Origin of the sequence: Streptomyces sp. NPDC053755, from assembly GCF_040677675.1 — a bacterium.
Taxonomy (GTDB): domain Bacteria; phylum Actinomycetota; class Actinomycetes; order Streptomycetales; family Streptomycetaceae; genus Streptomyces.
This window is the reverse complement of record NZ_JBFASK010000025.1, coordinates 82,498-107,238: the sequence shown is the minus strand read 5'-3', so window position 1 is coordinate 107,238 and position 24,741 is coordinate 82,498. Positions and strand designations below refer to the sequence as shown.

Sequence of the window (24,741 nt, the reverse complement as noted above, 5' to 3'; positions counted from 1 at the left end):
TGTCTTCGGGGGGTGGGGGGGGGTTTTTTTGTTTTTTTTTTTGTTTGGGGGGGGCCCCCGGGGGGGTTTGGGGGGGGGGGGGGCCCCCCCCCCCCCCGCCCCGGGAGGACGATCACGGAGTGGAGGTCAGGGCGTAGCCGAGCAGGCGGCGGACCGCCGCCGACTGGCGCTGCCGCAGGGCTCCGGGAAGCAGCGTCAGCGCGTGCAGACGCATGGACAGGTGCCGGCGGGCGGCCTTCGCGGCCTTCGGCCAGCCGTGCCGGTCGAGGTCGTCGGCGACCTCGTTGAAGAACCGTACGGCTTCGCCGAAGCGGGCGCCGGTCATGGCCTCGGCGGAGGAGAGGCTGCCGGAGTGGCGGCGGTAGCGGAACGCCGTCGCCGGGTCCACCACCAGCTTCTCGCCGCGCCGGATCAGCTCGATGATCAGCGCGAGGTCCTGGATGACCGAGAGGTCCTCGCGGAAGCTGATCTCCTTGACGATGTCGGCGCGCCAGGCGATGGAGGGGAAGTACAGCCAGTTGCCGCCGAGCAGGTTGGCGGCGAGCGGCTCCCCGGAGAGGACCAGGCGGTTCCCGTTGTTCTTCGGCGCGTACAGCCGCCGCTTGACCTCGTCGCCGAGCGTGGTCGAGGGGTTGCCGTTCTCGTCGATGACCTCGACGCCCGGCTGGTAGATCGCCGCGTCGGGGACGGCGGCCACGGCCGCGCGGATCGTGGCGACGTAGTCGGGCAGCAGCAGGTCGTCGCTGCCGAGCATGGTGAAGTGGGTGGACTCCACCAGCTCCACGCACTTGCGGAAGTTCTTGGTGATGCCGAGGTTGCGCTCGTTGCGCTCGTAGCGCACCCGGCTGTCGCCGAGGGAGGCGAACCACTCGGGGACGCCCTCCTCGCGGCCGTCGTCGACGACGGTCAGCCGCCAGTCCTTGTCGGTCTGGTCGAGCACGCTGCGGACGGCGGCCTGGAGCAGGCCGGTGTCGCCGTAGTGCGGCAGCATGATGTCGAGCGTCTCCACAGCGGTCACCTGCCCTTGCGCGCGGGGCCGAGGGCGGAGCGGCGGCTCAGCGCCAGCAGCAGGATCATGCCGATGCGGCCGAGGTAGAGCGTGGCCTTCCAGGGCGACTGGCTGGGCGTTCCGGTCGCGCGGGGACGCATGGCGACCGGGACCTGCTCGATGCGGTAGCCGGCCCGGACCACGGCGATGGTGCTCTCCACCGTGTCGCCGAGGTACTCGACGGGGTACCAGTGCGCGAACACGTCGATGAGGTCGCGGTTGCAGGCGCGGAAGCCGGAGGTCACGTCGGTGAGCTTCGACTTGGCCATGCGCGAGAGCCAGAACGCGAGGACGAGCATCGCCCACTTGCGCGGGCCGCGGGTCTCGTACTCCCCGGTGCCGGCGAAGCGCGCGCCGATGACCAGGTCGGAGCGGCCCAGGCGCTCCAGCAGCTCCGGAACGTTGCGCGGGTCGTGCTGGCCGTCGGCGTCGACCTGGATGGCGACGTCGTAGCCCCGGTCGTGCGCGTAGCGGTAGCCCGCGCGCATCGCGCCGCCGACACCGAGGTTGTACGGCAGGGTCAGCACGGTCGCGCCGGCGTCACGGGCCACGGCGGACGTGTTGTCCGCGGAGCCGTCGTCCACGACGAGGACGTCGACGCCCGGCAGCGTGGTGTGGACCTCCTTGACGACGTCGGCGACGCCGTCGGCCTCGTTCCACGCGGGCATGATGATCAGTACGCGCTTGCCGTCGATCACTTGCCGGCCCCCTGCTCACCCGAGTCGGCCATCTCCGCGGCCGACGCCTCCTGGGCGGCCGCGGCCTGCGACCGCAGTTCCCGTACGTCCAGTCGCAACAGCGCGACCTCCTCCGACAGCGTCCGGCCCTCCTCCTCGAGGTGGCCGACCTCCCAGCTGAGCTGGAGACAGACGATGAACAGGAACGCCACGCTCAGGAACAGGATGAGACTGACACCCGACGCGACGCCCACGGCGCGGGCGACGGAGTCGAGCAGTGACGGGAAGAAGCCGAGCGGGATGATCACCAGGCCGGTGATCACCCAGAGGAACGCGTACTTCTCCTTGAGCTTGCGCCGACGCAGCAGCTCGACGATGCACGCGACCAGAATGACTCCGGTGACCGAAGTCAGCATCCACAACTTCATGCCGGACTCCGGTGTATCGGACGACTCATGGAAAGGGCCTGTCTACTCTTCCGGGCTGAGCGGCTGGGAGAAATGAGCCGCTTGAATTGCAGTCCACTGTCCGCCGCGATGGTTACGGAGAGTGAGGGAATGGTGATCATTCCTATGAGTGCACCGAACGGTAGCCTACACGAGAGCGGAGGGCGAGAATCATGCTGGTGACGACCGCGAGCGACCCCGCGGCGTAGGCGATCTCGACCCTCGTGCGCAGTTCGAACGGACTGAGAGTGACCGCCACCAGGACGACCGTCCCCACGATCCACGCCACCAGCTGCTGCCGCGCGCCACCGCTCGTGAGCAGTGCCTGCCCCAGCACCATGGCCAGCATGTACAGCGTCGTGCCGATCGAGAGCCACGCGAAGTCGAGCGGTCCGAGGACGTCCGGCGCACCGAAGAGGACGGGCAGCATCAGCGGCCCGAGCGCCACCGCGCAGAGCCCGCCGGCCACACCCAGACCGGCGGTGATCGCCGCCGCCCGCAGGAGCAGCCGCCGGTAACCCTGTGTGTCGCCCTCGGCGGCCGCCGAGGAGAGTCCCGCCAGCAGCGACACCTGGAAGGCGCCGAAGACGAAGAGGGGGACACGGGCGAGCACCAGCGCCGCGAGCAGCGCGGTGACCAGCGCGTTGTCGTCCGTCGCGATCAGCTTCGTACTGATCACGGCGATGTTGACCAGGAGCTGGGCGAGCAGCGTCGAACCGACCAGCAGCCCCAGGTGCTCGATCAGCTCACGCCAGTGCGCCGCCGAGCCCGGACGGGCCCCCTGGAACACCGGCCGCAGCGTGACGAGCACCGCGATCAGCGGGGCCACCGTCAGCACCGCCGCGAAGGCGAAGACCGACCGGACGCCCGCCAGCGCCAGCGCCAGCGACATCACGATCCGCAGACCGCCGTCCAGACCGAGCTGGACGCCGTACGCCCGGAACCGGCCGAGCCCCGCCAGCACGCCACGGGTGACGTGCGCGAAGGCCAGCGCGGCGAAGGCCCCGCCCAGGGCGTACACCAGGCCGATGTCCCCGTGGAAGAAGAGGTCCGCGAGCCGCCGCCCGAACAGCGCCAGCGGTACGAGGACCACCGCGAGCAGCCCGAAGGACAGCGCCGCGCCCCGGCGCAGCACCGGCAGCGCCCCGTCCCCGGCCACGACGCGCGAGGCGACGACCCGGGTGATCTCCTGCTCGACCGGGAAGAACAGACCCAGCCCGATGGAGAAGACCACCGTCCACAGGACGGAGAAGCTCGCCATGTCGTCCACGGCGAGCGTGTGGCCCGCCGCGGCGAGATGGACGTAGCTCGCGACGCCGAGGACGGCGGTGCCCGCTCCGACGAAGGCCGTGCCCTGGGGGAGCGCCGTGGTGATGCGGTCCAGCAGGCTCACACGCTCGGCCGTCCGCCGAGGTCCGTCGATCGCAGCGCCTCGGCGAGCTGGTCGCGCCAGTGCGGCTGCGCGGCGACGCCCGCCTCGGCCCACCGCTCGTGCGCCAGGACGCTGTACGAGGGGCGGCGCGCCGGCCGTACGAACTTCTCCGAGGTGGTCGGCCGGACCCGCTCCGGGTCCAGGCCGGTCAGCTCGAAGGCGGCCCGCGCCAGGTCGAACCAGGTCGCCGTGTCCGCCGCCGTGCCGTGATAGACGCCGGCCGGGGCCTTGCCCGCCACCGCCGCCTCGCCCAGGTCCCGCAGCTGACGGGCGAGCGCGAGGGTCCAGGTCGGCTGGCCGCGCTGGTCGTCGACGACGTCGACACTCTCGCGCGTCCGGGCGAGACCCAGCATGGTGGAGACGAAGTTGCGGCCGTGCGCGCCGTACAGCCACGCCGTGCGCACCACGTAGCCGCGCTCGGGCAGCAGCTCGGCGACGGCGGTCTCGCCGGCCAGCTTGCTCCGGCCGTAGGCGTTCACCGGGGCGGTCGGGGCGTCGTGCTCGTACGGCCGGTCGGCGTCGCCCGGGAAGACGTAGTCGGTGGAGACCTGGAGCAGGACGGCGCCCTGTCCGGCGCAGGCCCCGGCGAGGACGCGGACGCCCTCGCCGTTGATCCGGGTCGCCGCCGCCTCGTCGGCCTCGGCGCCGTCGACGTCGGTCCAGGCCGCCGCGTTGACCACGACGTCCTGCCCGGCGACGGCCGCGCGGACCGCCTCCGGGTCGGTGATGTCCAGCTCATGCCGGGTGAGCGCCGTGACGGACTCCGCCCCGCTCTCCCGCAGGACCTCGGTCAGGTCGCGGCCGAGCATCCCGGCCGCTCCCGTGATCAGCCAGCGCGTCATGCGGACAGTGCCGCCTTCGCCTTGAGCGGCTCCCACCACGAGCGGTTCTCGCGGTACCAGGCGACGGTGTCGGCCAGGCCCTGCTCGAAGGTGACGAGCGGGGTGTAGCCGAGCTCGTCGCGGATCTTGGCGATCGACAGGGAGTAGCGCAGGTCGTGACCCTTGCGGTCGGCGACGTGCTCGACCATGTCCCAGCCGGCGCCACAGGCGTCCAGGAGCATGCCGGTGAGCTCCTTGTTGGTCACCTCGGTGCCGCCGCCGATGTGGTAGACCTCACCCGCCCGGCCGCCGCGCAGCACCATCTCGATGCCCCGGCAGTGATCGGAGACGTGCAGCCAGTCACGGATGTTCAGGCCCTCGCCGTACAGCGGCACCTTCTTCCCGTCCAGCAGGTTCGTGGTGAACAGCGGGATCATCTTCTCGGGGAAGTGGTACTGCCCGTAGTTGTTGGAGCAGCGCGTGACGACGACGTCCATGCCGTGCGTGCGGTGGTACGAGAGCGCCAGCAGGTCCGAGCCGGCCTTGGAGGCCGAGTACGGGGAGTTCGGCGCGAGCGGCCAGTCCTCCGTCCAGGAGCCCTCGGCGATGGAGCCGTAGACCTCGTCCGTGGAGACGTGCACGAAACGCCCGACGCCGTGACGCTTGGCGGCGTCCAGCAGGACCTGCGTACCCAGCACGTTCGTGGTGACGAACGGGGAGGAGTCCATGATCGAGCGGTCCACGTGGGACTCGGCGGCGAAGTGCACGACGGCGTCCTGGCCGCGCATCACGTCGTCGACGACTCCGGGGTCGCGGATGTCGCCGTGGACGAAGGTGTAGCCCGCCTTGTCGGCCACCGGCAGGAGGTTCGCCTCATTGCCCGAATAGGTCAGGTTGTCCAGGACCGTGACATGGGCGTTTTCGCCCGAGGGCAGTTCTCCGAGAAGGAGTGCCCGCACGAATTGAGAACCGATGAAGCCGGCGCCGCCGGTGACGAGAATCTTCATAAGGGGCGCCATTCTATGGTCTCCCCGTCGTCCCCTGTTCAGTGGCCGGTGTCACCGGTGCGGTGGCGGCGGGGACCCCGGGGCTGTCGTAGGCTGCGGGACCATGCGTGGAATTTTGCTTGCCGGTGGTACCGGCTCCCGGCTCTGGCCGATCACCCGTGCCGTGTCGAAGCAGCTGATGCCGGTCTTCGACAAGCCGATGATCTACTACCCGCTGTCGACCCTCGTGATGGCCGGCCTGCGGGACATCCTGGTCATCACCGGCCCCGAGGAGCGCCCGCAGTTCGAGCGGCTGCTCGGCGACGGTTCGGACTGGGGTCTGAACATCCAGTTCGCCACGCAGGAACGCCCGGCCGGCATCGCCGAGGCGTTCGTCATCGGCGAGGAGTTCATCGGCGACGAGCCCGTCGCGCTCATCCTCGGCGACAACATCTTCCACGGCGTCGGCCTCGGCCGGCAGCTGGCCGACTTCCAGCGGCCCGACGGCGGTGTGGTCTTCGCCCACGCCGTCTCCGACCCGACCGCCTACGGCGTGGTCGACTTCGACGAGCAGGGCCGGGCCCGCTCCATCGAGGAGAAGCCCGCGAACCCGAAGTCCCGCTACGCGGTCCCCGGCCTCTACTTCTACGACAGCCGTGTCGTGGAGGTCGCCAAGGGCCTCAAGCCGAGCGCCCGGGGCGAGCTGGAGATCACGGACGTCAACAAGTACTACCTCGAGCGCGAGGAGCTCCAGGTCTCCGTGCTCGACCGGGGCACCGTCTGGCTGGACACCGGAACCTTCCAGTCCCTCGTCCAGGCGTCCGAGTACGTGCGCGTCGTCGAGGAGCGCCAGGGCATGAAGATCGGCTGCCTCGAAGAGGCCGCCTGGCGGGCCGGATTCATCGACGACGATCAGCTGCGCGCCCTCGCGGAGCCGCTGACCAAGAGCGGTTACGGCGACTATCTGCTGAATCTTCTCAAGTACGAGGCATAGCCGCTCCGTATTCGAGGCGTCACCGCACTGATATCGCACCGATATAAGGACTCCGCAATGAAGGTCAATCCCCTCGGCATCGAGGGTGCCTGGGAATTCGTACCGCAGCAGCACGGCGACGCCCGTGGGCTGTTCCTCGAGTGGTACAAGGCGGACCGGCTCGCCGAGGCCGTCGGCCACCCGCTCGGTCTGAAGCAGGCCAACATGTCGGTCTCGGCGGCCGGCGTCCTGCGCGGCATCCACTTCGCCGACGTCCCGCCCGGCCAGGCCAAGTACGTGACCTGCGTGCGCGGCGCCGTGCTCGACGTCATCGTCGACGTGCGGGTCGGCTCGCCGACCTTCGGCCAGTGGGAGGCCGTGCGCCTCGACGAGCAGGAGCGCAACGCCGTCTACCTCTCCGAGGGCCTCGGTCACGGCTTCTGCGCGCTCACCGACGACGCGACCGTCGCCTACCTCTGCTCCGAGGGGTACGCCCCCGAGCGCGAGCGGACCGTGTACCCCCTCGACCCGGCGATCGGCATCGAGTGGCCGGTGACCGGCGAGCCCGAGCTGTCCCCCAAGGACGCGCAGGGGCCCACGCTCGCCGAGGCGCGCGAGGCCGGCATCCTGCCGGTCTACGAGGACTGCCTGGCGTTCCGCCGCTCGCTCGCCACGCCCGGCGACTGAACCGGCGTACGACCGCCCGCACAGCCGTACGCGAACGGCCCGGCAGCCCCACGGAGGGCCGCCGGGCCGTTCGCGTACGGGTTAGGCTGCCCGGATGACCTGGCTCATCACCGGCGGCGCCGGTTACATCGGTTCCCATGTCATCGCCTCCATGACCGAGGCGGGCGAGAGGGTCGTCGTCGTGGACGATCTCAGCGGCGGCGACGCCGCCCGGGTCCCCGAGGGCGTGCCGCTGGAGCGGGGCACCGTCCTCGACCGCCCCTTCCTCGACCGCGTCCTGCGCGAGCACGGCGTCCACGGCATCGTGCACCTCGCCGCGAAGAAGGCCGTCGGCGAGTCCGTCGAGCGTCCCCTCTTCTACTACCAGGAGAACGTGACGGGCCTTCAGGTCCTGCTGTCGGCCGCCGTCGACGCCGGAGTCCGCGCCTTCGTCTTCTCCTCCTCGGCCTCCGTCTACGGCACGCCCGACGTCGATCTCGTCACCGAGGAGACGCCGTGCCTGCCGCTGAGCCCGTACGGCGAGACCAAGCTGGCCGGCGAGTGGCTGGTCCGCGCGACGGGCCGCGCCCACGGCATGTCCACCGCCTGCCTGCGCTACTTCAACGTCGCCGGCGCCGCCGCGCCCGCCCTCGCCGACACCGGCGTCTTCAACCTCGTACCGATGGTCTTCGAGCGGCTCGCCGCCGGGCTGCCGCCCCGGATCTTCGGCGACGACTACGCGACGCCCGACGGCACCTGCGTCCGCGACTACATCCACGTGGCCGACATCGCCGACGCCCACCTCGCCGTCGCCCGGCGGCTCGACGAGCGCGCGGAGGCCGGCCAGGGCGGCGACCTCACCTTCAACATCGGCAGCGGCGAGGGCGTCTCGGTGCGGGAGATGATCGACCTCATCGGCGAGATCACCGGTCTCGACGCGACACCCGAGATCGTCGACCGCCGCCCCGGCGACCCGGCCAAGGTCGTCGCCTCCGCCGAGCGGATCGCCACCGAGCTGGGCTGGAAGGCCCGCCACGACGTCCGCTCCATGATCGCCTCGGCCTGGGAGGGCCGCGTCCACCCAGCGGAATAGCCGGGCGGGCGCGGTCGCCGCTCGCGTAGATTGCCAGGCGGCCGCGGTACGACGGGTGAGCCCGCGCGCGTGCGGGCCCGGAGGCGGACCGAGCCCCCGGTACGCGGCGGGACGTGCGCGGCGCGGTGGGCGAAGACGAGTGAGGACGACGCAGGTGACAGTGGCAAGGCAGTACGTGACGGAAGCCCGCAGGGTCGTCGTCAAGGTCGGTTCGTCCTCACTGACCACCGCGTCCGGCGGCCTCGACGCCGACCGCGTGGACGCGCTCGTCGACGTCCTCGCCAAGGTCCGCAGCGGCGGCGAGCGGGAGGTCGTGCTCGTCTCCTCCGGAGCCATCGCCGCCGGCCTCGCCCCGCTCGGCCTCACCCGGCGCCCGAAGGACCTCGCCCGCCAGCAGGCGGCGGCCAGCGTCGGCCAGGGACTCCTCGTCGCCCGCTACACCGCCTCCTTCGCCCGCTACGGCGTCCGCGTCGGCCAGGTGCTCCTCACCACCGACGACACCAGCCGCCGCGCGCACTACCGCAACGCCTACCGGACCCTGGACCAGCTCCTCGCCATGGGCGCCCTGCCGGTCGTCAACGAGAACGACACCGTCGCCACGGACGAGATCCGCTTCGGCGACAACGACCGGCTCGCGGCCCTCGTCGCCCATCTCGTCCGCGCCGACCTGCTGGTGCTCCTCTCGGACGTCGACGGGCTCTACGACGGCGACCCGGCCAAGCCCGGCACCTCACGGATCGCCGAGGTCACCGGCCCCTCGGACATCGCGCACGTCGAGATCGGCTCGGCCGGCAAGGCGGGCGTCGGCACCGGCGGCATGGTCACCAAGGTCGAGGCGGCCCGGATCGCGGCCGCCGCCGGGATCCCGGTCGTCCTGACCTCCGCGAGCCGCGCCGCCGACGCCCTGAGCGGCCGCGACACCGGGACGTACTTCCACCGCACCGGCCGCCGCTCCGCCGACCGGCTCCTCTGGCTCGCCCACGCCTCCACCCCGCAGGGCTCCCTGACCCTGGACGACGGAGCCGTACGCGCCGTCGTCGACGGGAAGAAGTCCCTCCTGGCCGCCGGTGTCGCCGCCGTCGAAGGGGAGTTCGTCGCCGGCGACCCGGTGGAGCTGCGGGACACCGCCGGACGGCCCGTCGCCCGCGGCCTGGTCAACTTCGACGCCAAGGAGATGCCCCGCATGCTCGGCCGGTCCACTCACGAACTCGCCAGGGAACTCGGCCCGGAGTACGAGCGGGAGGTCGTACACCGCGACGACTTGGTGGTCGTCCGGCCCTGACCGGAACCTTCCGCTCCGAAAGCTGTGGGGATCCCGCGACGAAACGGCCGAAAGTCCGGTCATCCCGTGGAGACCTTCACCAAAACCGCCCCACGTAAGCCCCCGGGCTGGTCAACTTTGTCTCGGGGGCAAGACAAGGCGGGGTACAGCACCACACGCATCACAACAGGAGGCCGCCGGTGAGACGAGCGCGCCCAGGGGCAGTGCCCCGCGGGACGGCCGAACGCGCCCTGACGAGTGTCGAGGCCGGAGCCGACTTCGACGTGGAGGAGAACGGAACCGAGGCCCAGGCGCCGGAGCAGAGGAGCCGCGAGACACGCGGCGAGGAGCGGGAGGTGTCCAAGCTCTGGCACATCACGCTCAGCGTCTCGGGCGCCGAGGCCCCGCTGAAGGAGGTCCGCCGGGGCCTGGAGCAGCTGGCGCACGACCACCCCTTCCTCCTGACCAGTCGCTACGCCAACGATCACGCGGAGATCCGCTACTGGGAAGAGGCCCGTGACCTGCACGACGCGGCGGCGGTCGCGCTGCGGCTGTGGGGCGAGCACCGGCAGAGCGCCAAGCTGCCGCCCTGGGAGATCGTCGGCCTGGAGGTCATCGACCGTGAGACCTACCACCAGCGGATCGCCGAAGGCTACGGCCCGCCCCCGGCAGCCCCGGTGGGAGTGCACCCCTACTGACGGGCGTTTCGAGACACGTGTCTCGGAGTGCGGGATGAGGTCGGGAATCGTGAGGGATGTCCGCAGAGGTGCCAGTACCCTGCGGGCATGACCTCGCTCACGCCCCTCGACAATCTGTCCCCGGTCGCCCAGGCCGCCTACCGGGCCCGCTCCGCCGCCGCCGAAATCGCGCCACTTCCGCGCGCGGCGAAGGACGACGCCCTTCTGGCGATCGCGGACGCGCTCGAGGTCCGCACCGCGGAGATCGTCGAGGCCAACGCCGAGGACGTCGCCCGCGCCCGCGAGGCCGGCACCAGCGAGTCCGTCATCGACCGGCTCACCCTCACCCCCGAGCGGGTACGGGCCATCGCCGCGGACGTCCGCGACGTGGCCGCGCTGCCCGACCCTGTCGGCGAGGTCGTGCGCGGCTCGACGCTGCCCAACGGCATCGACCTGCGCCAGGTCCGCGTCCCGCTCGGCGTCGTCGGGATCATCTACGAAGCCCGTCCCAACGTCACCGTGGACGCGGCCGCCCTCTGCCTGAAGTCCGGCAACGCCGTCCTGCTGCGCGGCTCGTCCTCCGCGTACTCCTCGAACACCGCCCTCGTGCGGGTCCTGCGCGACGCCGTGGGCGGCGCCGGGCTGCCCGCCGACGCGATCCAGCTGGTGCCCGGCGAGTCCCGCGATTCGGTACGGGAGCTGATGCGGGCCCGCGGTCTGGTCGACGTCCTGATCCCGCGCGGCGGCGCCTCCCTCATCCGTACGGTCGTCGAGGAGTCCACCGTCCCCGTCATCGAGACGGGCACGGGCAACTGCCACGTCTACGTCGACGCCCAGGCCGACCTCGACATGGCCGTCGACATCCTGATCAACTCGAAGGCCCAGCGGGTCAGCGTCTGCAACGCCGCCGAGACGCTCCTCGTCCACCAGGACATCGCGGAGGTCTTCCTGCCGCGCGCGCTCGCCGCCCTCGCCGAGGCCGGTGTCACCGTGCACGCCGACGAGCGGGTCCTCGCCCACGCCAAGGGCTCCAAGGCGACCGTCGTCCCGGCGACCACCGAGGACTGGGAGACCGAGTACCTCTCGTACGACATCGCCGCCGCCGTCGTCGACTCGCTGGACGCGGCCGTCTCCCACATCCGCCTGTGGTCCTCCGGTCACACCGAGGCGATCGTCACCACCTCGCAGGCCGCCGCCCGCCGCTTCACCCAGCTGGTCGACTCGACCACGGTCACCGTCAACGCCTCCACCCGTTTCACCGACGGTGGTCAGTTCGGCTTCGGTGCGGAGATCGGCATCTCGACGCAGAAACTGCACGCCCGCGGCCCGATGGGCCTGCCGGAACTGACCTCCACGAAGTACATCGTCACCGGCGACGGTCACACGCGGTAGCCCCCGGTTCCCCCGTTCGGCGCCGTCCTCGCGGCGCCGGGCGAGGGCCGCACGAGGGCGCCCCGTCGGCCGGACGGGCGGGGGACGCTTCGCATACTCCCTGCCCAAAGGGACGTCTCGGGTCTACTCTGAAAAACGTGCCGGACGACGTGGGGGGCAAGCCGTTCCCGGACGGCGTGGACCCCGAGGACGCAGACCACCGCGGGGGCGCGGACGAGGACGACGCCACCGTGGTCTTCGACGAGGACTTCGTCAGGGCCGCCCCCGTCCATGAACCGACCGCCGTGGAGCGGCTGCTCGCGGCAGCCCAGGCGCGCGCGGAGGCCGAGGCCGCCCGGGCCAGGGCGGGCGGCCCCCCGGACGAGCGGCGCGGGGACGACTACGACCCCGACGACCCCTACGCCGTGCGCCGCGCCGAGGACTGGGATCCCGACGACCCCGACGACCTCGGCCCCTACGGCCCCCACGGCGGAGCCCTGCGCCCCTACCGCGGCAGCGCCCGCTGGCACCGCCCGGTCGCCTGGGTGCTCGCCCTCGTGATGGGCGTCGGCATGGTCGCCCTCGCCTTCACCGCCGTCTACCGCGGCGCCTCGGCCAACCGCCACGACCAGGTCCCGGCCCCGGCGACCACCGGCATCGACAAGCCGCGGGCGGTGCCTCCCGCCGTGACGGCGCCCTCCGCCTCCGCCGCGTACTCCCCGCCCCCGGTGCCCGCCGCCACCCACGCCCCCTGACCTGGGCACGGCCCCGCCGCCGGGAAGCCGGGGGACTCGGCGATTCTCCCGGCGTTTACGGAAGCCCCGTCGGACCTACTCTGAAGGTATGGCAGGGCATGGTGACCCGCCTGAGGGGCCGGTACCCGACCCCGGCGGTGGAGAGGACGAGTACCGATCCGTCGTCTTCGACGAGTCGTTCGTCCGTGCTGCCCGGCTTCAGGAGTTCTCCGCCGAGGAACGCATGGGGGAGCACGCCCAGGCGGTGCGCAGCCGCCCCGGCCGGGCGCCGCGGAACGGCTCCCGCCAGGCCGTCACGCTGGTGCTGCTGATCCTCCTGGCGTTCGGAACGGCCATCTACCTCGGCGTCCGCAACCCCTACATGCCGCCCGCCGACCAGCGGGCCGAACCGCTGCGGATCACCGTCGTGCCCCTCGCCCCCCAGGGCGCCGTGCCCGGTGGCGAACCCGCCCGGCTCCTCGCCCGCAGCCCGGCGGCGCAGCACGCCGCCGGCGCCGCCGGCATCACCTTCCCCGTCACCGGGCGCACCGGCCACTTCTCGGAAAGCCAGGTCCTGACCGCCCTGAGCATCGCGAAGGACTACCTCGTGGCCTCCGCGCTGGAACCGGACGTGCTCGCCGGGGCGACCGTGCGGCCCGCCCGGCTGCTCCTCGACCCCGACCAGCTGGCGCAGTTCGACGAGAGTGTCGCGTCGTCGCGGGACGACGGCCGGCACGCGGTCTCCGGCTGGCTGGTGCGGTTCGACCCGGAGAGGGTGGCCCTGGCCGACCCGACGCCCCGCGTCCAGGGCACCCTCCGCTTCGCGGAGACGAGCACGGACGTGCTGGAGGTGACCGCCGACCACACCGTCACCTACGCCCTGCGGCCCGCCGCCTCCGGCGCCGGCCCCACGGCCCAGGCCTCGCTCTTCACGGTCCACCGCGAGCTGCGGCTGCGCTTCGACCGTGAGGACCTGCGCATGCACCGCGCCGAGCTGCTGACCAGTGTCGTGCAGGCGGGCCCGCAGGCATGCGCCGGCGGGGCCGGGGCCGACGGCACCCTGCGGCCGCTCCTCGCGGGCGAGCGGACGCCCGCCTCCGGGGACCCGGCGCTCACCGACCCGTACGCCACGGGCCGGCCCGCCGCCGCGTCGCTGTGCGGAGCCCTGGCACCGAGCGCCCAGCCCTCGCTCTGACGGCGGTGCCGAGAGCTTCCCGGGCTTCCGGGGCCGTGCCGGCTCCCAGGGGCTCGCAACGGCTCCCGTGACGGCTCTGGGGCGCCGGCCGGCCCGGGGTGAGGGGGCTCGGTCTCCCTCGCAACGGCTCCCGTGGCGGCTGTGGGGTTGCCGACCGGTCCGGGGCGACGGATCTCGGTACGGGCCCGCGAGGCCGGACGGCCGAGCGCAGGGGCCCGCCGGTCTCGGTACGGGCTCCGCCGGGCCGTGGCACCGGCCGGACGCCCGAGCACGGTACGGGCCCGCCCCGCCAGGCCGCCGTGGTACGGGCCCGCCGCCCCCGGCATGGGCCGGGCACCCGATTCGAGCGGGGCGGACGTCCGGCCCCGCTCCAGGACCGGCCTGAGCCCCGTGCCGTGGCCGCCGCGACCGTCCGGTCAGCCCGCGCTCGGGTCGGGCTTGCCCGGGCCGCCCTCACCGTCCGTGGCGCCGTCACCCGAGCCGTCCCGGCCGTCGCCCCGCGAGGCGCCGCCGCCGAAGCGGTTGCGCAGCTTCCCGCCCAGGTCGCCCGCCAGGTCGCCCGCGCCTCCTGCGATGTCCCCGACCAGCTTCATCAGCGGGTCCTTGCTGGTCCGCACCGATTCGGCGTAGTGCCCGGCCGACTCACGGAAGGAGTCGGTCACCGAGGTGTCCTTGTCCTCCGAGCGCCGCGGATAGTGCCCGTCCAGGATCCGCTGGTAGTCACGCGACTCGGACCACTTCTTCAGCTCGGCGGCGCGGACGGTGGTGAAGGGGTGCGAGCGCGGCAGGACGTTCAGGATCTTCAGCACGGAGTCGCGCAGATCGCCGCCCTTCTCGTACTCGTCCGCCTGGGCGAGGAACGCGTCCACGTTCATCTCGTGCAGGTGGTTGCCACCGGCGATCTTCATCAGGCCGCGCATCGAGGCCTGGAGGTCCTGGCCGACCAGCAGGCCCGCCCGGTCCGCCGACAGCTCCGACTTGCGGAACCACTCCCGCAGCGCCGTCACGATCGCCATGATCGCGACGTTGCCCAGCGGGATCCAGGCCACCTTCAGCGCCAGCCCGGTGAGGAACAGCAGTATCGTGCGGTACACGGAGTGCCCGGAGAGGGCGTGGCCCACCTCGTGGCCCACGACGGCCCGCATCTCCTCCTCGTCGAGCAGCTCCACGAGCCCGGTGGTGACCACGATGATCGGCTCGTCCAGGCCGATGCACATCGCGTTCGGCTTCGGATCCTGGGTCACGTACATCGGCGGGACCTTCTCCAGGTCCAGGATGTAACAGGCGTCCCTGAGCATGTCGTTGAGGTGCGCGAACTGGGCGTCGCTCACCCGCACGGAGTCGGAGAGGTAGAGCAGTCGCAGGCTGCGCTCCGGCAGCAGCCCGCTGAGGGCCTTGAAGACCGTGTCGAAGCCGGTCAGCCTGCGCAGGGCGACGAGCGCCGAACGGTCCGCCGGATGTTCGTAGGCGCGGGAGGAGATGCCGGGGAAGCGCTTGCGCTGCCTGCTCGGCACGCTGCCGGCATGGTTGTCGGACTTCTCTGTCATGGATGCCCCCTGTTCGTACGAGACCTTGCTCGTCCCCCTGACGGAGCCCACCCTAGGCGGTGGCGACGAGCCGTGCCCGAGCCTGTGGATGGCGCGGCCGACGACAACAGCGCCAACGACTGAGTCGGCGTGAGCGTGCCCGGGCCGCCCGCATACGATGTGGGCGAAGTCTCCGCTCCCATCCCCGATCGATAGGTCCTGCCGAAGATGAGCCTCCACAGCACCGCCGCCAACCTGGTCTCGCTCGCCGAGGGCGCCGAGCACGGCGGCAACCACGAAAGCCTCAGCCCCTACCTCACCGGTTTCGGCGCGTTCGGTGCGCTCATGCTGCTGCTCTGGATCACCACCCGGTTCAACCGCGACCGCTGATCCGCGCCTGCCGAGCCGGGGCCGGGGATCCGGCCCGCGGATCCGGCGTCCGCCGCCGTGCCAGTAGGCTCTGCACGCATGGGAGAGCAGGAAGTGCCTACTGGCAGTCGCGGCAAGCGCCGACTCGGCGTGATGGGCGGGACGTTCGACCCGATCCACCACGGACACCTGGTGGCCGCCAGTGAGGTGGCCGCCCTGTTCCACCTCGACGAGGTGGTGTTCGTGCCGACCGGGCAGCCGTGGCAGAAGAGCCACGCGGTCGTCTCGGCGGCCGAGGACCGTTATCTGATGACGGTCATCGCCACCGCGTCCAACCCGCAGTTCTCGGTCAGCCGGATCGACATCGACCGCGGCGGACCGACGTACACCATCGACACGCTGCGGGACCTGCGCTCCCTCAACAGCGACGCGGACCTGTTCTTCATCACCGGGGCCGACGCGCTGTCGCAGATCCTCACCTGGCGGGACGCCGAGGAACTGTTCTCACTCGCGCACTTCATCGGCGTCACCCGCCCGGGCCACGACCTCACGGACGACGGCCTGCCCAAGGGCGGGGTCTCGCTCGTCGAGATCCCCGCGCTCGCGATCTCCTCCACCGACTGCCGGGCGAGGGTCGCACAGGGCGACCCGGTCTGGTACCTGGTGCCGGACGGTGTCGTGCGCTACATCGACAAGCGCCAGCTGTACCGCGGCGAGTGAGCCTCGGAGAGGGGCCCCGGTGAACGATCAGCAGAACCCGTACGACCCGTACTACCCGCAGCCGCACGTCATCGGCTACGACGCGTACGGGCAGCCGGTGTACCAGCAGGCCCCGCCGCAGGCAGAGCAGCAGTACGACCCGTACGCACAGCCCCAGCAGCACGCCCAGCACCAGCAGGAGCACCTCCAGCCCCAGCAGCCCGTCCAGCAGCAGCCGGGCTACGGCTACGACGCGTACGGGCAGCCGGTGCCGCAGCCGTACGACCCGTACGCGCAGCAGCCCCCGTACGGACAGCAGCCGCAGCAGGGCCAGGGTCGGCAGGGTTACGGCTACCCGCAGTCCTACGAGACCGGGCAGCAGCCGTACGTCGAGCCCCGGCAGCAGGTCCAGGAGCAGCACCCCGGACAGCAGCGGACAGGGCAGCAGTGGGCCGGGCGGGCCGAGTCAGCCCCCGTGGCCGCCCCCGCCGGCGTCCCGGGCCAGCGCCCGGCGCCCGCCGACGACCGTGACGGCGACGAGCGCGCCTACCGCACCGAGCAGTTCTCGTTCATCGAGGAGCCCGACGAGGACTCCGAGGACGTCATCGACTGGCTGAAATTCACCGAGAGCCGTTCGGAGCGTCGCGAGGAGGCCCGCCGTCGCGGCCGGAACAGGCTCGTCGCCCTGGTCGTCGTCCTCGTCCTCGCCGCCGTCGGCGGTGTCGGATACCTCTGGTCCGCGGGCAAGCTCCCCGGCACCTCCGGCGACCGGCAGCCGCAGAACGACGCCACCGGCCCGCAGAAGCGCGACACGATCGTCGTCCACCTCCACGACACCAAGGGCGGCGGCACCTCCACCGCCCTGCTGGTGGACAACACGACGACCAAGCAGGGCACGACCGTCCTGCTCCCCAACTCCCTCGCCGTCGCCGACGACGAGAGCTCGACGACCACCCTCGGGAAGTCCGTCGAGGACGACGGCTCCAGCGGCACCCGCGAGGCGATCGGCAACCTCCTCGGGGCCCGGATCACCGGAACCTGGCGGCTCGACACGCCCTATCTGGAGAACCTGGTCGAGCTGGTCAGCAACATCGAGGTCACCACCGACGCCGAGGTGCCCGCCGACAAGAAGGGCGACCCGCCGCTCGTCGCCAAGGGCGAGAACCAGACACTCAACGGCCGTGCCGCCGTCGCCTACGCCACCCACCGCGCGCCCGGCGAGGCCGAGGCCAAGCAGCTGCAGCGCTTCGGCCAGGTGATGTACGGGGTGCTGCGGAAGATCTCCGACGACCCGAAGGCCGCCACCGTCACCGTCGAGACGCTCGCCCAGATCCTCGACCCCTCGCTGCCCGAGAAGGACCTCGGCGCCTCGCTCGCCAAGCTGGCCGAGCACGCCAAGGTCGGCGACTACAAGACGGCCCTGCTCCCGGTGGAGCAGGACGGCTCGCTGAGCGAGGGCGCCGCCGACAGCGTGGTGAAGGACATCCTCGGCGGAAAGGTCAGCGCTCCCGAGCAGGGCGCGGCGGCCCGTGTCGCCCTCCGCAACGGCACCGGCGACGACGGCGCCACCGAGGCCGCCCGGATCGTCCTGGTCAACGGCGGCTTCTCCTTCGCGGGCGGCTCCACCACCGGCACCGAGGAGAAGTCACAGGTCCTCTACGCCGACGACGCCGCGAAGGCGACCGCCGTCGAGGTCGCCAAGACCCTCGGCCTGCCGCCCGGCGCGGTGAAGAAGGGCAAGGCCGCCGGAAACGCCGAGGTCACCGTCGTCCTGGGGGAGGACTACAAGATCCCCGGCGCGGGCGGATGACCCGCGCGGGCGGCCGGCCGGCCGCCCGCCGCCGGGGATGCGGGGCTGTCGGCGGTACGTGAGACCCTTGAGGTGTCTCTGACCGCCGACGAAAGCCTGCTTGTGACCGCCACGGATCGCTCCATCGAGCTCGTCAACGCCGCCGCCCAGGCGGCGGCCGACCGGCTCGCGCACGACATCATCGCCTACGACGTCAGTGATGTGCTGTCGATCACCGACGCCTTCCTCGTCGCCTCCGCGCCCAACGACCGCCAGGTCAAGTCGATCGTCGACGAGATCGAGGAGCGCCTGAACAAGGAGCTCGGCGCCAAGCCGGTGCGCCGGGAGGGCGACCGCGACGCCCGCTGGATCCTGCTGGACTACGTCGACATCGTCGTCCACGTCCAGCACAGCGAGGAGCGGGTCTTCTACGCCCTGGAGCGGCTGTGGAAGGACTGCCCCGAGCTGCCCCTGCCCGAGGACGCGCTGAAGACGCGCGGCAAGGCGGAGGAGCACGCCCGCCTCACCGGCGCCGACGGAGCGGACGGTGAGCTGAGCTGAACGGCACCAAGGGCGGCAAGGGCCGCCGGATCGTCCTCTGGCGCCACGGCCAGACCTCCTGGAACCTGGAGCGCAGGTTCCAGGGCTCCACGGACATCGAACTGACCCAGACCGGGGTCGCCCAGGCCCGCAGGTCCGCCCGGCTGCTCGCCTCGCTGAAGCCGGACGCGATCATCGCCTCCGACCTCAAGCGGGCGGCGGCCACCGCGGGCGAGCTGGCCTCCCTGACCGGCCACGAGATCGCCTACGACTCCGCCCTGCGCGAGACGTACGCGGGGGAGTGGCAGGGGCTGACCCACGACGAGATCGTGGCGCGCTACGGCGAGCAGTACGCCGCCTGGAAGCGCGGCGAGCCCGTGCGCCGGGGCGGCGGCGAGCTGGAGACCGAGGTGGCCGACCGGGCCGCACCGGTCGTCCTGGAGCACGTCGACAAGCTGCCCGTGGACGGCACGCTCGTCGTCGTCAGCCACGGCGGCACGATCCGCACCACCATCGGCCGCCTCCTCGGCCTGGAGGCGCGGCACTGGGAAAGCCTCGGCGGACTCTCCAACTGCTGCTGGTCGGTCCTGGGCGAGGGTGCCCGCGGCTGGCGCCTGATGGAGCACAACGCCGGCACGCTGCCCGAACCGGTCCTCGGCGACGACGACTGACCCGGTCGCCGAACGGGCCGGAGACCGGATTTCACTTTCCGGCAGGTCACAGGCTAAAGTTCTTCTTGTTCGCAGCGCGGAGCGCGAAGAACACGAGGGGCTATAGCTCAGTTGGTAGAGCGCCTGCATGGCATGCAGGAGGTCAGGAGTTCAATTCTCCTTAGCTCCACAGTCACCGAATCCCGTCCCCATCAGGGGGCGGGATTCGTCGTTTCCGGCCTGCCCCCCGCCGCCCGCCTGCCTGGCGCTCCGGGGCCCCGTTCCCGGCCCGGGTCGCGACCCCCGGGGCGTTCGGCCCCGCCCCTGCGCCGGGGGCGCGCGCGGCGGGTCGGGGCGCCGCGACGATCTTCGGGGAGTCGAGGGGGCCAGTCCGCGGAGTCGCTGACCCCCTTGCGCGGCCATGGCAGAATCGGACGGCCGGAGGGGGACGACGGCCCGGACGGGAGGGAGCGTTGCGATGGTCGCGAGCGGTGCCGAGGATGCCGAGGTCGACGGCGTCACGGACCCCGTCGACGACCCCGCCGCCGCGGAAGCCGTCGACGACCACAGCGGCGCCGACGGCGCCGGGGCACTGCTCGGCTGTCCCTCGTGCGGTTCCGCCCAGGTCGCCCAAGTGCTCGGCGACAACGGCGGGGTGTCCTATGTGTGCACGTCCTGCGGCCACAGCTGGAGCTGAGTGATGGGTGCCCACAGGCGGAAGTGCGACTGGTGCGGCAGTGGTACGCCCATCGTGCGCGACATGGACCCGGTCAACACCGAGTACCAGTACTGGTGCGAGGAGTGCGCGCGGGCACTGATCATAAAAGGCGACCCGATCGAGACCTACCGCGAGCTGGAGGGCGAGCCGATCTACGGCCGGCTCCTCGACGAGCACTGCACCCTCAAGCGGTTCTACTCCTTCGCCACCGCCTGACGACGTAGCCCACGAACAGCGCCGTCATCGTCAGCGGATAGACGGCGGAGAGCACCATCTGGCCGGGCGTCTGGTCCAGCTCGGGCCGCCCCGGGTCGTGGGGCACCCACCACAACGCGAACGAGGCGAAGACGAGCGCCACGGGCGCCAGGACCGGCCACACCGGTCGCACCCGCTCCGCGAGGAGGAGCAGCAGCGGTACGCACCACACCCAGTGATGGGACCAGGAGATCGGGCTGATCATCAGAGCCGTGACCGCGCAGACCACCACGGCCGACGCCTTGTCCCCGCGCAGCGCCGCCCGTACCGCGAGCACCATCGCCGCACCGCCGAGGACGGCGGCGACGACCGCCCACCACATCCCCGGGTCGTCGGTGTGCATCAGCCGCGCGAGGACCCCGCGCAGGGACTGGTTGGCGGTCTCCTCGGCGAAGCCGACCCGGCCGCTCTCGAAGAGCGTCCCGGTCCAGAAGCGCCGTGAGTCGGACGGCAGGACCAGCGCGCCGACCGCGGTCGCGGCGAGGAACGTCGCCGTGGCCGTGGCGGCCGTGCGCAGCCACGGGTTCCAGCCCCTCTCCCGGCGCCACAGGAGCAGACCGGCGACGAGGAGGAGCACGACGAAGAGGCCGGGTGTGAGCTTCACCGCAGTGGCGAGGCCGATGCCGACGCCGGCCCAGCGGTGACCGGACCGCCGGGTGAGGTCCCAGAGGACCGCGACCGCGATCAGCAGGTTGATCTGCCCGTACCGCAGCGTCGTCCACACCGGCTCGCACCAGACCACGAGCGCGGCCACCCAGAAGGTCCTGCGCCACAGCTCCTCGCGTGCCTGGGACGGGCGGACCAGCTGGAGCGAGAGCTGGACCAGCGCGACCACGAGGAGGAGGTTCCCGGCGGTGGTGAGCGTCCGCATGAGCGGGACGCTCACCAGCGTCAGCGGGACGAACAGCAGCCCCGCGACGGGTGGATAGGTCATGGCGAGGTTCGCCGAGGTGGCGCGCATCGCGTAGAGGTCGCCACCGGCGCGGACCGTCTCCCCCTCGGCCCGGTAGACCATCACGTCGAGCATGTTCACGTGGGCGAGGCGCTGGGCCACCCAGAAGGCGGCGAAGGAGATCAGGCACACCGCGGCCGCGGTGGCGAGGGGCCACTGGCGGGCGCGGGCTCGGGTGAGGGCGGACACGGTCACAGAGGGGGACCCTACCCGCCGCCGCCGGACCCCCCGGGAAACGATTTGGCGATCCCACGGGGGGCCGGTTAATGTTCTGTCTGTCGCCGCGGGGGAAACCCGGAGCGGGGGCGGAACGCAAGGGGCTATAGCTCAGTTGGTAGAGCGCCTGCATGGCATGCAGGAGGTCAGGAGTTCAATTCTCCTTAGCTCCACAGAAGAGAAGCGGGTCATCCGGTATCGGGTGACCCGCTTCTTCGTGTGCCCGCGGTGGGGAGGGCGTGCGGCGGGGATGTGACGTACGCGGCAAGGGGCGGGGGAAGAGGGCCGGGAGACGCGGCCCCCGGCCCGCCGCGCCCGGCCGGGTGGCCGGCCCGGGGCCGCGCGGTCGGACCGGGCCCGCGGGTCGGCCCCGGTCCGTCCTCACCCCGACGCGCCGTCAGCCCTGGCCGGGGCCCAGGGCCTTGCGGCCCGTCACGGGCGGCAGTGCGGCCTGTTCCCTGGGCGGCGCCTCGATCCGCAGGGCCAGCGCCGGACAGCGGCGAACGGCGCGCTGCGCCCGCCCCCGCAGATGCATCGGCACGGAGGCGTCGGCGAGCGCCGGATATCCGTCCGGGCCGAGCCTGATCAGCTCCGGCACGATGTCCGCGCACAGGCCGTGGCCCTGACAGAGCGTCCAGTCCACGGCCAGCTTCTCGCCGCTCGGGATCGACTCCTCCGCGTCCTGATAGCCCGCCGCGGGCAGCGGCAGCACCCCGATTGTCGGCCTGCCGCACCCCCCGTCGAGGACATGGGCCGCCAGGTCGTCCGTGAACGCCGACAGCGTCGAGGCGAAGAAGCGGGCCGAGCCGTCGGGGTGCTTGCACGCCCCCCGCCCCTTCACGGCCTGCGTCACCTCCCGCAGCGCTTCGAGCGCCGCCGGGCCGCCTCCGTTCAGCACGTCCGAAAGGCCGCCCGCGGCCGCGGGCAGACCGAGCCGGCACGGGCCGCACTGGCCGGCCGTCTCCGCCGCCAGCCAGTTCGCGACGCGCAGCGACTCGCCGAGCGGGCAGGTCTCGGGACCGATCGGCAGGATCGCCCCGGCGCCCAGGGCGCCGCCGACGGCCGCCATCGAGGCGCGCGAGACGACGGCGTTGTGGACGGCCGTCGAGTCGATCCAGTTGCCGTGGTACCCGCCCGTGAGGACGCCCTGCGGCACCGGCGGGGCCCCGGCCAGCATCAGCACGTACCGCAGCGGGACGCCCGTCGGGACCTCGACCACCATGGGGCGCGCGACCGCGCCCGAGATCGTGAGGAGGACGGTGCCGGGCTCGGTGTCCAGGCCGGAGTGGCCGAAGCGGCGGGGGCCGATCCGGCCGGCGATCGCCAGCTGCGCGAACGTCTCCGCGTTGGAGAGCAGCGTGGGCAGCCCGCCCACCCCCGACTCCGCCGCCCGCTCGCGGCGGCCCTGCGGCAGGGCCGGCCCGCCGCCGACCGCGCGGATGACGGCGGACGCCTCTCCGGAGACCATCCGCTCGGGCGTCCGCACGACGCGCGCCCGCAGCGCCTGTCCGCGGCGGTCCGAGAGACCTCGCTCGGCCAGCGCCGACCGGATGGAGATCTCCGTGGAGTTGCGCGTCACGGCGACGATCAGGGTCCGGGCGCCGAGGGCCTCGGCGGCCAGCAGGGCGCCGTCCAGGATCAGATGCGGGGCCCGGTTGAGGAGCACCGTGTCCTTCCTGCAGGCCGGCTCCCCCTCACTGCCGTTGACCACCACGACGGGGCGCACCCCGCGGCGGATCGCCGCCTGGCCGACGGCTCTGAGCTTGCGGCCGAAGGGGAATCCGGCGCCCCCGCGTCCCTTCAGGGATATGTCGTCCGCGAGTTGGGCCAGCACCTCGCCGCCCATGGGCTCCAGCGGCCCGTGCACCTTCAGATGCATGCCGAGATTCAGCCGCTCGACCAGGTCGAAGCCCTGGGTGAGCTGGGGCAGCCCGACCACGCGGACTTCGGGGACGTCGGGAAGCGGAACGTTCACAGGCGGTCCCCTCCCGGTGCCGTCCAGGGCTCGCCCGCCGGCGGCGGGGTCGCGTAGGTCGGCATCGGCGGCGACGGCGTGGGCCAGTAGCCGGGGCGGGGAGAGGGGTCGCGGGGCGGAAGATCGGGGACGACGGGAAGCTCCTCGGTCATCGGGACGCGCTCGGCCAGCGGGGGGCCGGACGCGTCGGGGGCGGGTGCGCCCGGGGCGGGGAAGGGACTGCGCGAGACCACGCGGTAGGCGGCCGAGAAACCGGCGCCCGCGCGCGGGGGCGCGGGCGCGGCCTCGTCCGGCCCGGGGGCCGCCGCCTCGTAGCGGGGCGGCGTGGCCTCGTAGCGCGGTGGCGCCGTCTCGTACAGCTCGGGCGCGGCCTCGTACAACTGCGGTACGGGCGGGGGGAGCGGTGCGTTCATCGGGGGGCGGGCGACGGGGCGGTCCAGCCACTCGGCGGACAGGGTCGGGGGCTCGTCACGGCTCTCCTCGACGGGGCCGCGGTCCCGCCCGCCGGGGAAGGCGGCGGACGACACGGCCGCGGCGGACGGGCCGGACGCCGCGTGCTGCCCGCCGCTCCGGGAGCCGCGCCGCCGTCCTTCCACGGCGGCGAGGAGCGCGGCGAGCCGTTCGGCGAGCTCCCGCTGGGTGGGGGCGGGCAGCAGCCGCAGCGAGACGGCGGCGGCGACCGCCGCCAGCGCGAGGCAGTACATGACGACGACCCAGGTGGCCGCCTGCCGGCCCGCGTACAGGCCGTGGACCAGGGCGAAGCACCAGGCGGGGTAGGCCAGCATGTGCAGCGGACGCCAGCGGGCGGCGAACCCGCCGCGGCCGGCCAGGGTGCTCCGCAGGGCGCCGGTCGCGGCGGCGATCACCATCAGCAGCCCGGCCAGAGAGCCGAAGCCGACGAGTCCCGCAGCGCCGGTGACGCCGAGGCCGAACGGGATCAGCGCCCCGATCGGTTCGACATGGCCCAGGGAGACCTTGACCGTGCCGTGCAGCAGCAGGAAGCCGAGCGAGGCGATGGCGGTGGCCCGGTGGACGCCCTGTGCGAGCAGGCGGTGCCGGGTGGAGAGCAGCAGGCGGTCGCTGGCTATGAGTCCCCAGGCGACCGAGGCCGTCAGGGAGACCAGCGAGAGCACGCCGGTGGTGAAATCGAGCGCGGCGCGGAAAGCGTCGCTGCCGCCTATGGCGAGCAGCGGAATGATCACCAGTGCCGCGACCGAAAGTCCGCCCCGAACCGGCCGGCTCATACCGGTTCGCGTGACGGGAGAAGTACGGATCTTGCGATGAGGGTTCATGGGGGCGACTCCGGAATGGTGCGGATAAGCGGTCCCGTTGCCGCATGCTAAGTCGCTCCATACCAGGCAGTAGGGGGTTTGCTCGTTTACGGGGCACCCGGAGGACAACTGACTCTGGGGTTGCCCCGGATAGGGTCGTTACGCGGAGTAACCCGGACGCCGTGCGCGCCACTCGGGCCGGAGCGGCCGGGGACGGGCGGTGACGGAGAGGGCCCGCCCGCAGGGTGGAACGCCGGTGCGGGCCGCTCGGGCCCTGCGGTACCCTGACGCCATGCGTGCCGTACGCCTTCTGCTTAGCGAGCCGCGCTGATCAGTCCCGACGGATGAAAGATCCGGTCGGAATCGGCGCGGCGTCCCCTCCTGTGCGAGGGGATTTTTCA

Annotated in this window: 25 protein-coding genes and 2 tRNA genes; 17 read left to right on the top strand and 10 right to left on the bottom strand. The window is 72.4% G+C overall.

Annotated features, from left to right (window positions below; translation table 11 throughout):
• Nucleotides 1–112: 112 nt before the first annotated feature.
• The 6 genes from AB0K65_RS23240 to rfbB form a co-directional block, all read right to left on the bottom strand.
• Complete coding sequence (locus tag AB0K65_RS23240) at nucleotides 113–1,009, bottom strand: glycosyltransferase (protein WP_365719461.1); 897 nt, start codon at nucleotides 1,007–1,009, stop codon at nucleotides 113–115.
• Nucleotides 1,010–1,014: 5 nt separating this feature from the next.
• On the bottom strand, nucleotides 1,015–1,746 hold the full coding sequence (locus AB0K65_RS23235) for a glycosyltransferase family 2 protein (RefSeq protein ID WP_365719459.1): 732 nt from the start codon (nucleotides 1,744–1,746) through the stop codon (nucleotides 1,015–1,017).
• Complete coding sequence (locus tag AB0K65_RS23230; protein WP_365719457.1) at nucleotides 1,743–2,141, bottom strand: DUF2304 domain-containing protein; 399 nt, start codon at nucleotides 2,139–2,141, stop codon at nucleotides 1,743–1,745. The genes AB0K65_RS23235 and AB0K65_RS23230 overlap by 4 nt, the downstream gene beginning before the upstream one ends.
• 154 nt (nucleotides 2,142–2,295) lie before the next feature.
• On the bottom strand, nucleotides 2,296–3,564 hold the full coding sequence (locus AB0K65_RS23225) for a hypothetical protein (RefSeq protein WP_365719455.1): 1,269 nt from the start codon (nucleotides 3,562–3,564) through the stop codon (nucleotides 2,296–2,298).
• Entirely contained in the window at nucleotides 3,561–4,445 is an 885-nt protein-coding gene (gene rfbD / locus AB0K65_RS23220) for a dTDP-4-dehydrorhamnose reductase (RefSeq protein ID WP_365719453.1), read from the bottom strand. Before rfbD ends, AB0K65_RS23225 begins: the two co-directional genes overlap by 4 nt.
• Nucleotides 4,442–5,431, bottom strand: a complete 990-nt coding sequence (gene rfbB / locus AB0K65_RS23215) for a dTDP-glucose 4,6-dehydratase (RefSeq protein ID WP_365719451.1) — start codon at nucleotides 5,429–5,431, stop codon at nucleotides 4,442–4,444. The genes rfbD and rfbB overlap by 4 nt, the downstream gene beginning before the upstream one ends.
• A 103-nt stretch (nucleotides 5,432–5,534) precedes the next feature.
• On the opposite strand from rfbB, the gene rfbA reads away from it, so the two are divergent.
• From rfbA to AB0K65_RS23175, 8 genes are all read left to right on the top strand, one after another.
• Nucleotides 5,535–6,404, top strand: a complete 870-nt coding sequence (gene rfbA, locus AB0K65_RS23210) for a glucose-1-phosphate thymidylyltransferase RfbA (protein WP_365719449.1) — start codon at nucleotides 5,535–5,537, stop codon at nucleotides 6,402–6,404.
• A gap of 57 nt (nucleotides 6,405–6,461) precedes the next feature.
• Complete coding sequence (gene rfbC, locus AB0K65_RS23205; protein WP_365719447.1) at nucleotides 6,462–7,070, top strand: dTDP-4-dehydrorhamnose 3,5-epimerase; 609 nt, start codon at nucleotides 6,462–6,464, stop codon at nucleotides 7,068–7,070.
• 94 nt (nucleotides 7,071–7,164) lie between these two features.
• The gene (gene galE, locus AB0K65_RS23200) at nucleotides 7,165–8,142 is read left to right on the top strand and encodes a UDP-glucose 4-epimerase GalE (protein ID WP_365719445.1); all 978 of its coding nucleotides are present in this window, start codon (nucleotides 7,165–7,167) and stop codon (nucleotides 8,140–8,142) included.
• A 175-nt stretch (nucleotides 8,143–8,317) separates the two neighbouring features.
• Nucleotides 8,318–9,424 (top strand): glutamate 5-kinase, encoded by a 1,107-nt coding sequence (gene proB / locus AB0K65_RS23195; RefSeq protein WP_365719471.1) that lies wholly within the window; start codon nucleotides 8,318–8,320, stop codon nucleotides 9,422–9,424.
• 179 nt (nucleotides 9,425–9,603) lie between these two features.
• Nucleotides 9,604–10,101, top strand: coding sequence for a hypothetical protein (locus AB0K65_RS23190; protein ID WP_365719443.1), 498 nt, complete (start codon nucleotides 9,604–9,606; stop codon nucleotides 10,099–10,101).
• 87 nt (nucleotides 10,102–10,188) lie between these two features.
• Complete coding sequence (locus tag AB0K65_RS23185; RefSeq protein ID WP_365719441.1) at nucleotides 10,189–11,472, top strand: glutamate-5-semialdehyde dehydrogenase; 1,284 nt, start codon at nucleotides 10,189–10,191, stop codon at nucleotides 11,470–11,472.
• A 137-nt stretch (nucleotides 11,473–11,609) separates the two neighbouring features.
• A complete protein-coding gene (locus AB0K65_RS23180) occupies nucleotides 11,610–12,206 on the top strand; it encodes a hypothetical protein (RefSeq protein ID WP_365719439.1) in 597 nt (198 codons plus the stop codon).
• Nucleotides 12,207–12,294: 88 nt separating this feature from the next.
• Nucleotides 12,295–13,380 (top strand): hypothetical protein, encoded by a 1,086-nt coding sequence (locus AB0K65_RS23175; protein WP_365719437.1) that lies wholly within the window; start codon nucleotides 12,295–12,297, stop codon nucleotides 13,378–13,380.
• Nucleotides 13,381–13,796: 416 nt separating this feature from the next.
• On the opposite strand, the gene AB0K65_RS23170 is transcribed toward AB0K65_RS23175, so the two are convergent.
• A complete protein-coding gene (locus AB0K65_RS23170; protein WP_365719435.1) occupies nucleotides 13,797–14,927 on the bottom strand; it encodes a M48 family metallopeptidase in 1,131 nt (376 codons plus the stop codon).
• Nucleotides 14,928–15,134: 207 nt separating this feature from the next.
• Between AB0K65_RS23170 and AB0K65_RS23165 the strand changes: the two genes are divergently transcribed.
• The 8 genes from AB0K65_RS23165 (at nucleotide 15,135) to AB0K65_RS23130 (ending at nucleotide 19,887) form a co-directional block, all read left to right on the top strand.
• Entirely contained in the window at nucleotides 15,135–15,296 is a 162-nt protein-coding gene (locus AB0K65_RS23165) for a hypothetical protein (protein WP_030550482.1), read from the top strand.
• Between the two features lie 78 nt (nucleotides 15,297–15,374).
• Complete coding sequence (nadD, locus tag AB0K65_RS23160; protein ID WP_365719432.1) at nucleotides 15,375–15,995, top strand: nicotinate-nucleotide adenylyltransferase; 621 nt, start codon at nucleotides 15,375–15,377, stop codon at nucleotides 15,993–15,995.
• Between the two features lie 19 nt (nucleotides 15,996–16,014).
• Complete coding sequence (locus tag AB0K65_RS23155) at nucleotides 16,015–17,784, top strand: LCP family protein (RefSeq protein ID WP_365719430.1); 1,770 nt, start codon at nucleotides 16,015–16,017, stop codon at nucleotides 17,782–17,784.
• Between the two features lie 102 nt (nucleotides 17,785–17,886).
• Nucleotides 17,887–18,324, top strand: a complete 438-nt coding sequence (gene rsfS / locus AB0K65_RS23150; RefSeq protein WP_365719428.1) for a ribosome silencing factor — start codon at nucleotides 17,887–17,889, stop codon at nucleotides 18,322–18,324.
• Entirely contained in the window at nucleotides 18,321–18,974 is a 654-nt protein-coding gene (locus tag AB0K65_RS23145) for a histidine phosphatase family protein (RefSeq protein WP_365719469.1), read from the top strand. The genes rsfS and AB0K65_RS23145 overlap by 4 nt, the downstream gene beginning before the upstream one ends.
• A gap of 96 nt (nucleotides 18,975–19,070) precedes the next feature.
• A tRNA-Ala gene (locus AB0K65_RS23140) sits at nucleotides 19,071–19,143 on the top strand.
• Between the two features lie 288 nt (nucleotides 19,144–19,431).
• Nucleotides 19,432–19,650, top strand: a complete 219-nt coding sequence (locus AB0K65_RS23135; RefSeq protein ID WP_365719426.1) for a hypothetical protein — start codon at nucleotides 19,432–19,434, stop codon at nucleotides 19,648–19,650.
• Between the two features lie 3 nt (nucleotides 19,651–19,653).
• Nucleotides 19,654–19,887: a hypothetical protein gene (locus AB0K65_RS23130; protein WP_137989347.1), complete on the top strand. Its 234-nt coding sequence runs from the start codon at nucleotides 19,654–19,656 to the stop codon at nucleotides 19,885–19,887.
• Here the strand turns inward: AB0K65_RS23130 and AB0K65_RS23125 are convergent.
• Nucleotides 19,856–21,073, bottom strand: coding sequence for a glycosyltransferase 87 family protein (locus AB0K65_RS23125; RefSeq protein ID WP_365719424.1), 1,218 nt, complete (start codon nucleotides 21,071–21,073; stop codon nucleotides 19,856–19,858). The two genes, AB0K65_RS23130 and AB0K65_RS23125, sit on opposite strands and share 32 nt — an antisense overlap.
• Nucleotides 21,074–21,194: 121 nt before the next feature.
• Here AB0K65_RS23125 and AB0K65_RS23120 point away from each other — a divergent pair.
• A tRNA-Ala gene (locus AB0K65_RS23120) sits at nucleotides 21,195–21,267 on the top strand.
• A 224-nt stretch (nucleotides 21,268–21,491) separates the two neighbouring features.
• On the opposite strand, the gene AB0K65_RS23115 is transcribed toward AB0K65_RS23120, so the two are convergent.
• Together AB0K65_RS23115 and AB0K65_RS23110 are read right to left on the bottom strand one after the other, a co-directional pair.
• The gene (locus AB0K65_RS23115; RefSeq protein ID WP_365719422.1) at nucleotides 21,492–23,069 is read right to left on the bottom strand and encodes an NADH-ubiquinone oxidoreductase-F iron-sulfur binding region domain-containing protein; all 1,578 of its coding nucleotides are present in this window, start codon (nucleotides 23,067–23,069) and stop codon (nucleotides 21,492–21,494) included.
• Complete coding sequence (locus tag AB0K65_RS23110; protein ID WP_365719420.1) at nucleotides 23,066–24,313, bottom strand: hypothetical protein; 1,248 nt, start codon at nucleotides 24,311–24,313, stop codon at nucleotides 23,066–23,068. Before AB0K65_RS23110 ends, AB0K65_RS23115 begins: the two co-directional genes overlap by 4 nt.
• Between the last annotated feature and the right edge of the window lie 428 nt (nucleotides 24,314–24,741).

Excerpts from the sequence above, each read along its gene's own strand:
- AB0K65_RS23185 (WP_365719441.1), top strand. The coding sequence starts at position 10,189 with ATGACCTCGCTCACGCCCCTCGACAATCTGTCCCCGGTCGCCCAGGCC.
- nadD (WP_365719432.1), top strand. The coding sequence starts at position 15,375 with ATGGGAGAGCAGGAAGTGCCTACTGGCAGTCGCGGCAAGCGCCGACTC.
- AB0K65_RS23230 (WP_365719457.1), bottom strand. The coding sequence starts at position 2,141 with ATGCTGACTTCGGTCACCGGAGTCATTCTGGTCGCGTGCATCGTCGAG.
- AB0K65_RS23170 (WP_365719435.1), bottom strand. The coding sequence starts at position 14,927 with ATGACAGAGAAGTCCGACAACCATGCCGGCAGCGTGCCGAGCAGGCAG.
- rfbB (WP_365719451.1), bottom strand. The coding sequence starts at position 5,431 with ATGAAGATTCTCGTCACCGGCGGCGCCGGCTTCATCGGTTCTCAATTC.
- AB0K65_RS23135 (WP_365719426.1), top strand. The coding sequence starts at position 19,432 with ATGGTCGCGAGCGGTGCCGAGGATGCCGAGGTCGACGGCGTCACGGAC.
- AB0K65_RS23110 (WP_365719420.1), bottom strand. The coding sequence starts at position 24,313 with ATGAGCCGGCCGGTTCGGGGCGGACTTTCGGTCGCGGCACTGGTGATC.
- galE (WP_365719445.1), top strand. The coding sequence starts at position 7,165 with ATGACCTGGCTCATCACCGGCGGCGCCGGTTACATCGGTTCCCATGTC.
- rfbC (WP_365719447.1), top strand. The coding sequence starts at position 6,462 with ATGAAGGTCAATCCCCTCGGCATCGAGGGTGCCTGGGAATTCGTACCG.
- rfbD (WP_365719453.1), bottom strand. The coding sequence starts at position 4,445 with ATGACGCGCTGGCTGATCACGGGAGCGGCCGGGATGCTCGGCCGCGAC.
- AB0K65_RS23165 (WP_030550482.1), top strand. The coding sequence starts at position 15,135 with ATGAGCCTCCACAGCACCGCCGCCAACCTGGTCTCGCTCGCCGAGGGC.
- AB0K65_RS23130 (WP_137989347.1), top strand. The coding sequence starts at position 19,654 with ATGGGTGCCCACAGGCGGAAGTGCGACTGGTGCGGCAGTGGTACGCCC.
- AB0K65_RS23175 (WP_365719437.1), top strand. The coding sequence starts at position 12,295 with ATGGCAGGGCATGGTGACCCGCCTGAGGGGCCGGTACCCGACCCCGGC.
- rfbA (WP_365719449.1), top strand. The coding sequence starts at position 5,535 with ATGCGTGGAATTTTGCTTGCCGGTGGTACCGGCTCCCGGCTCTGGCCG.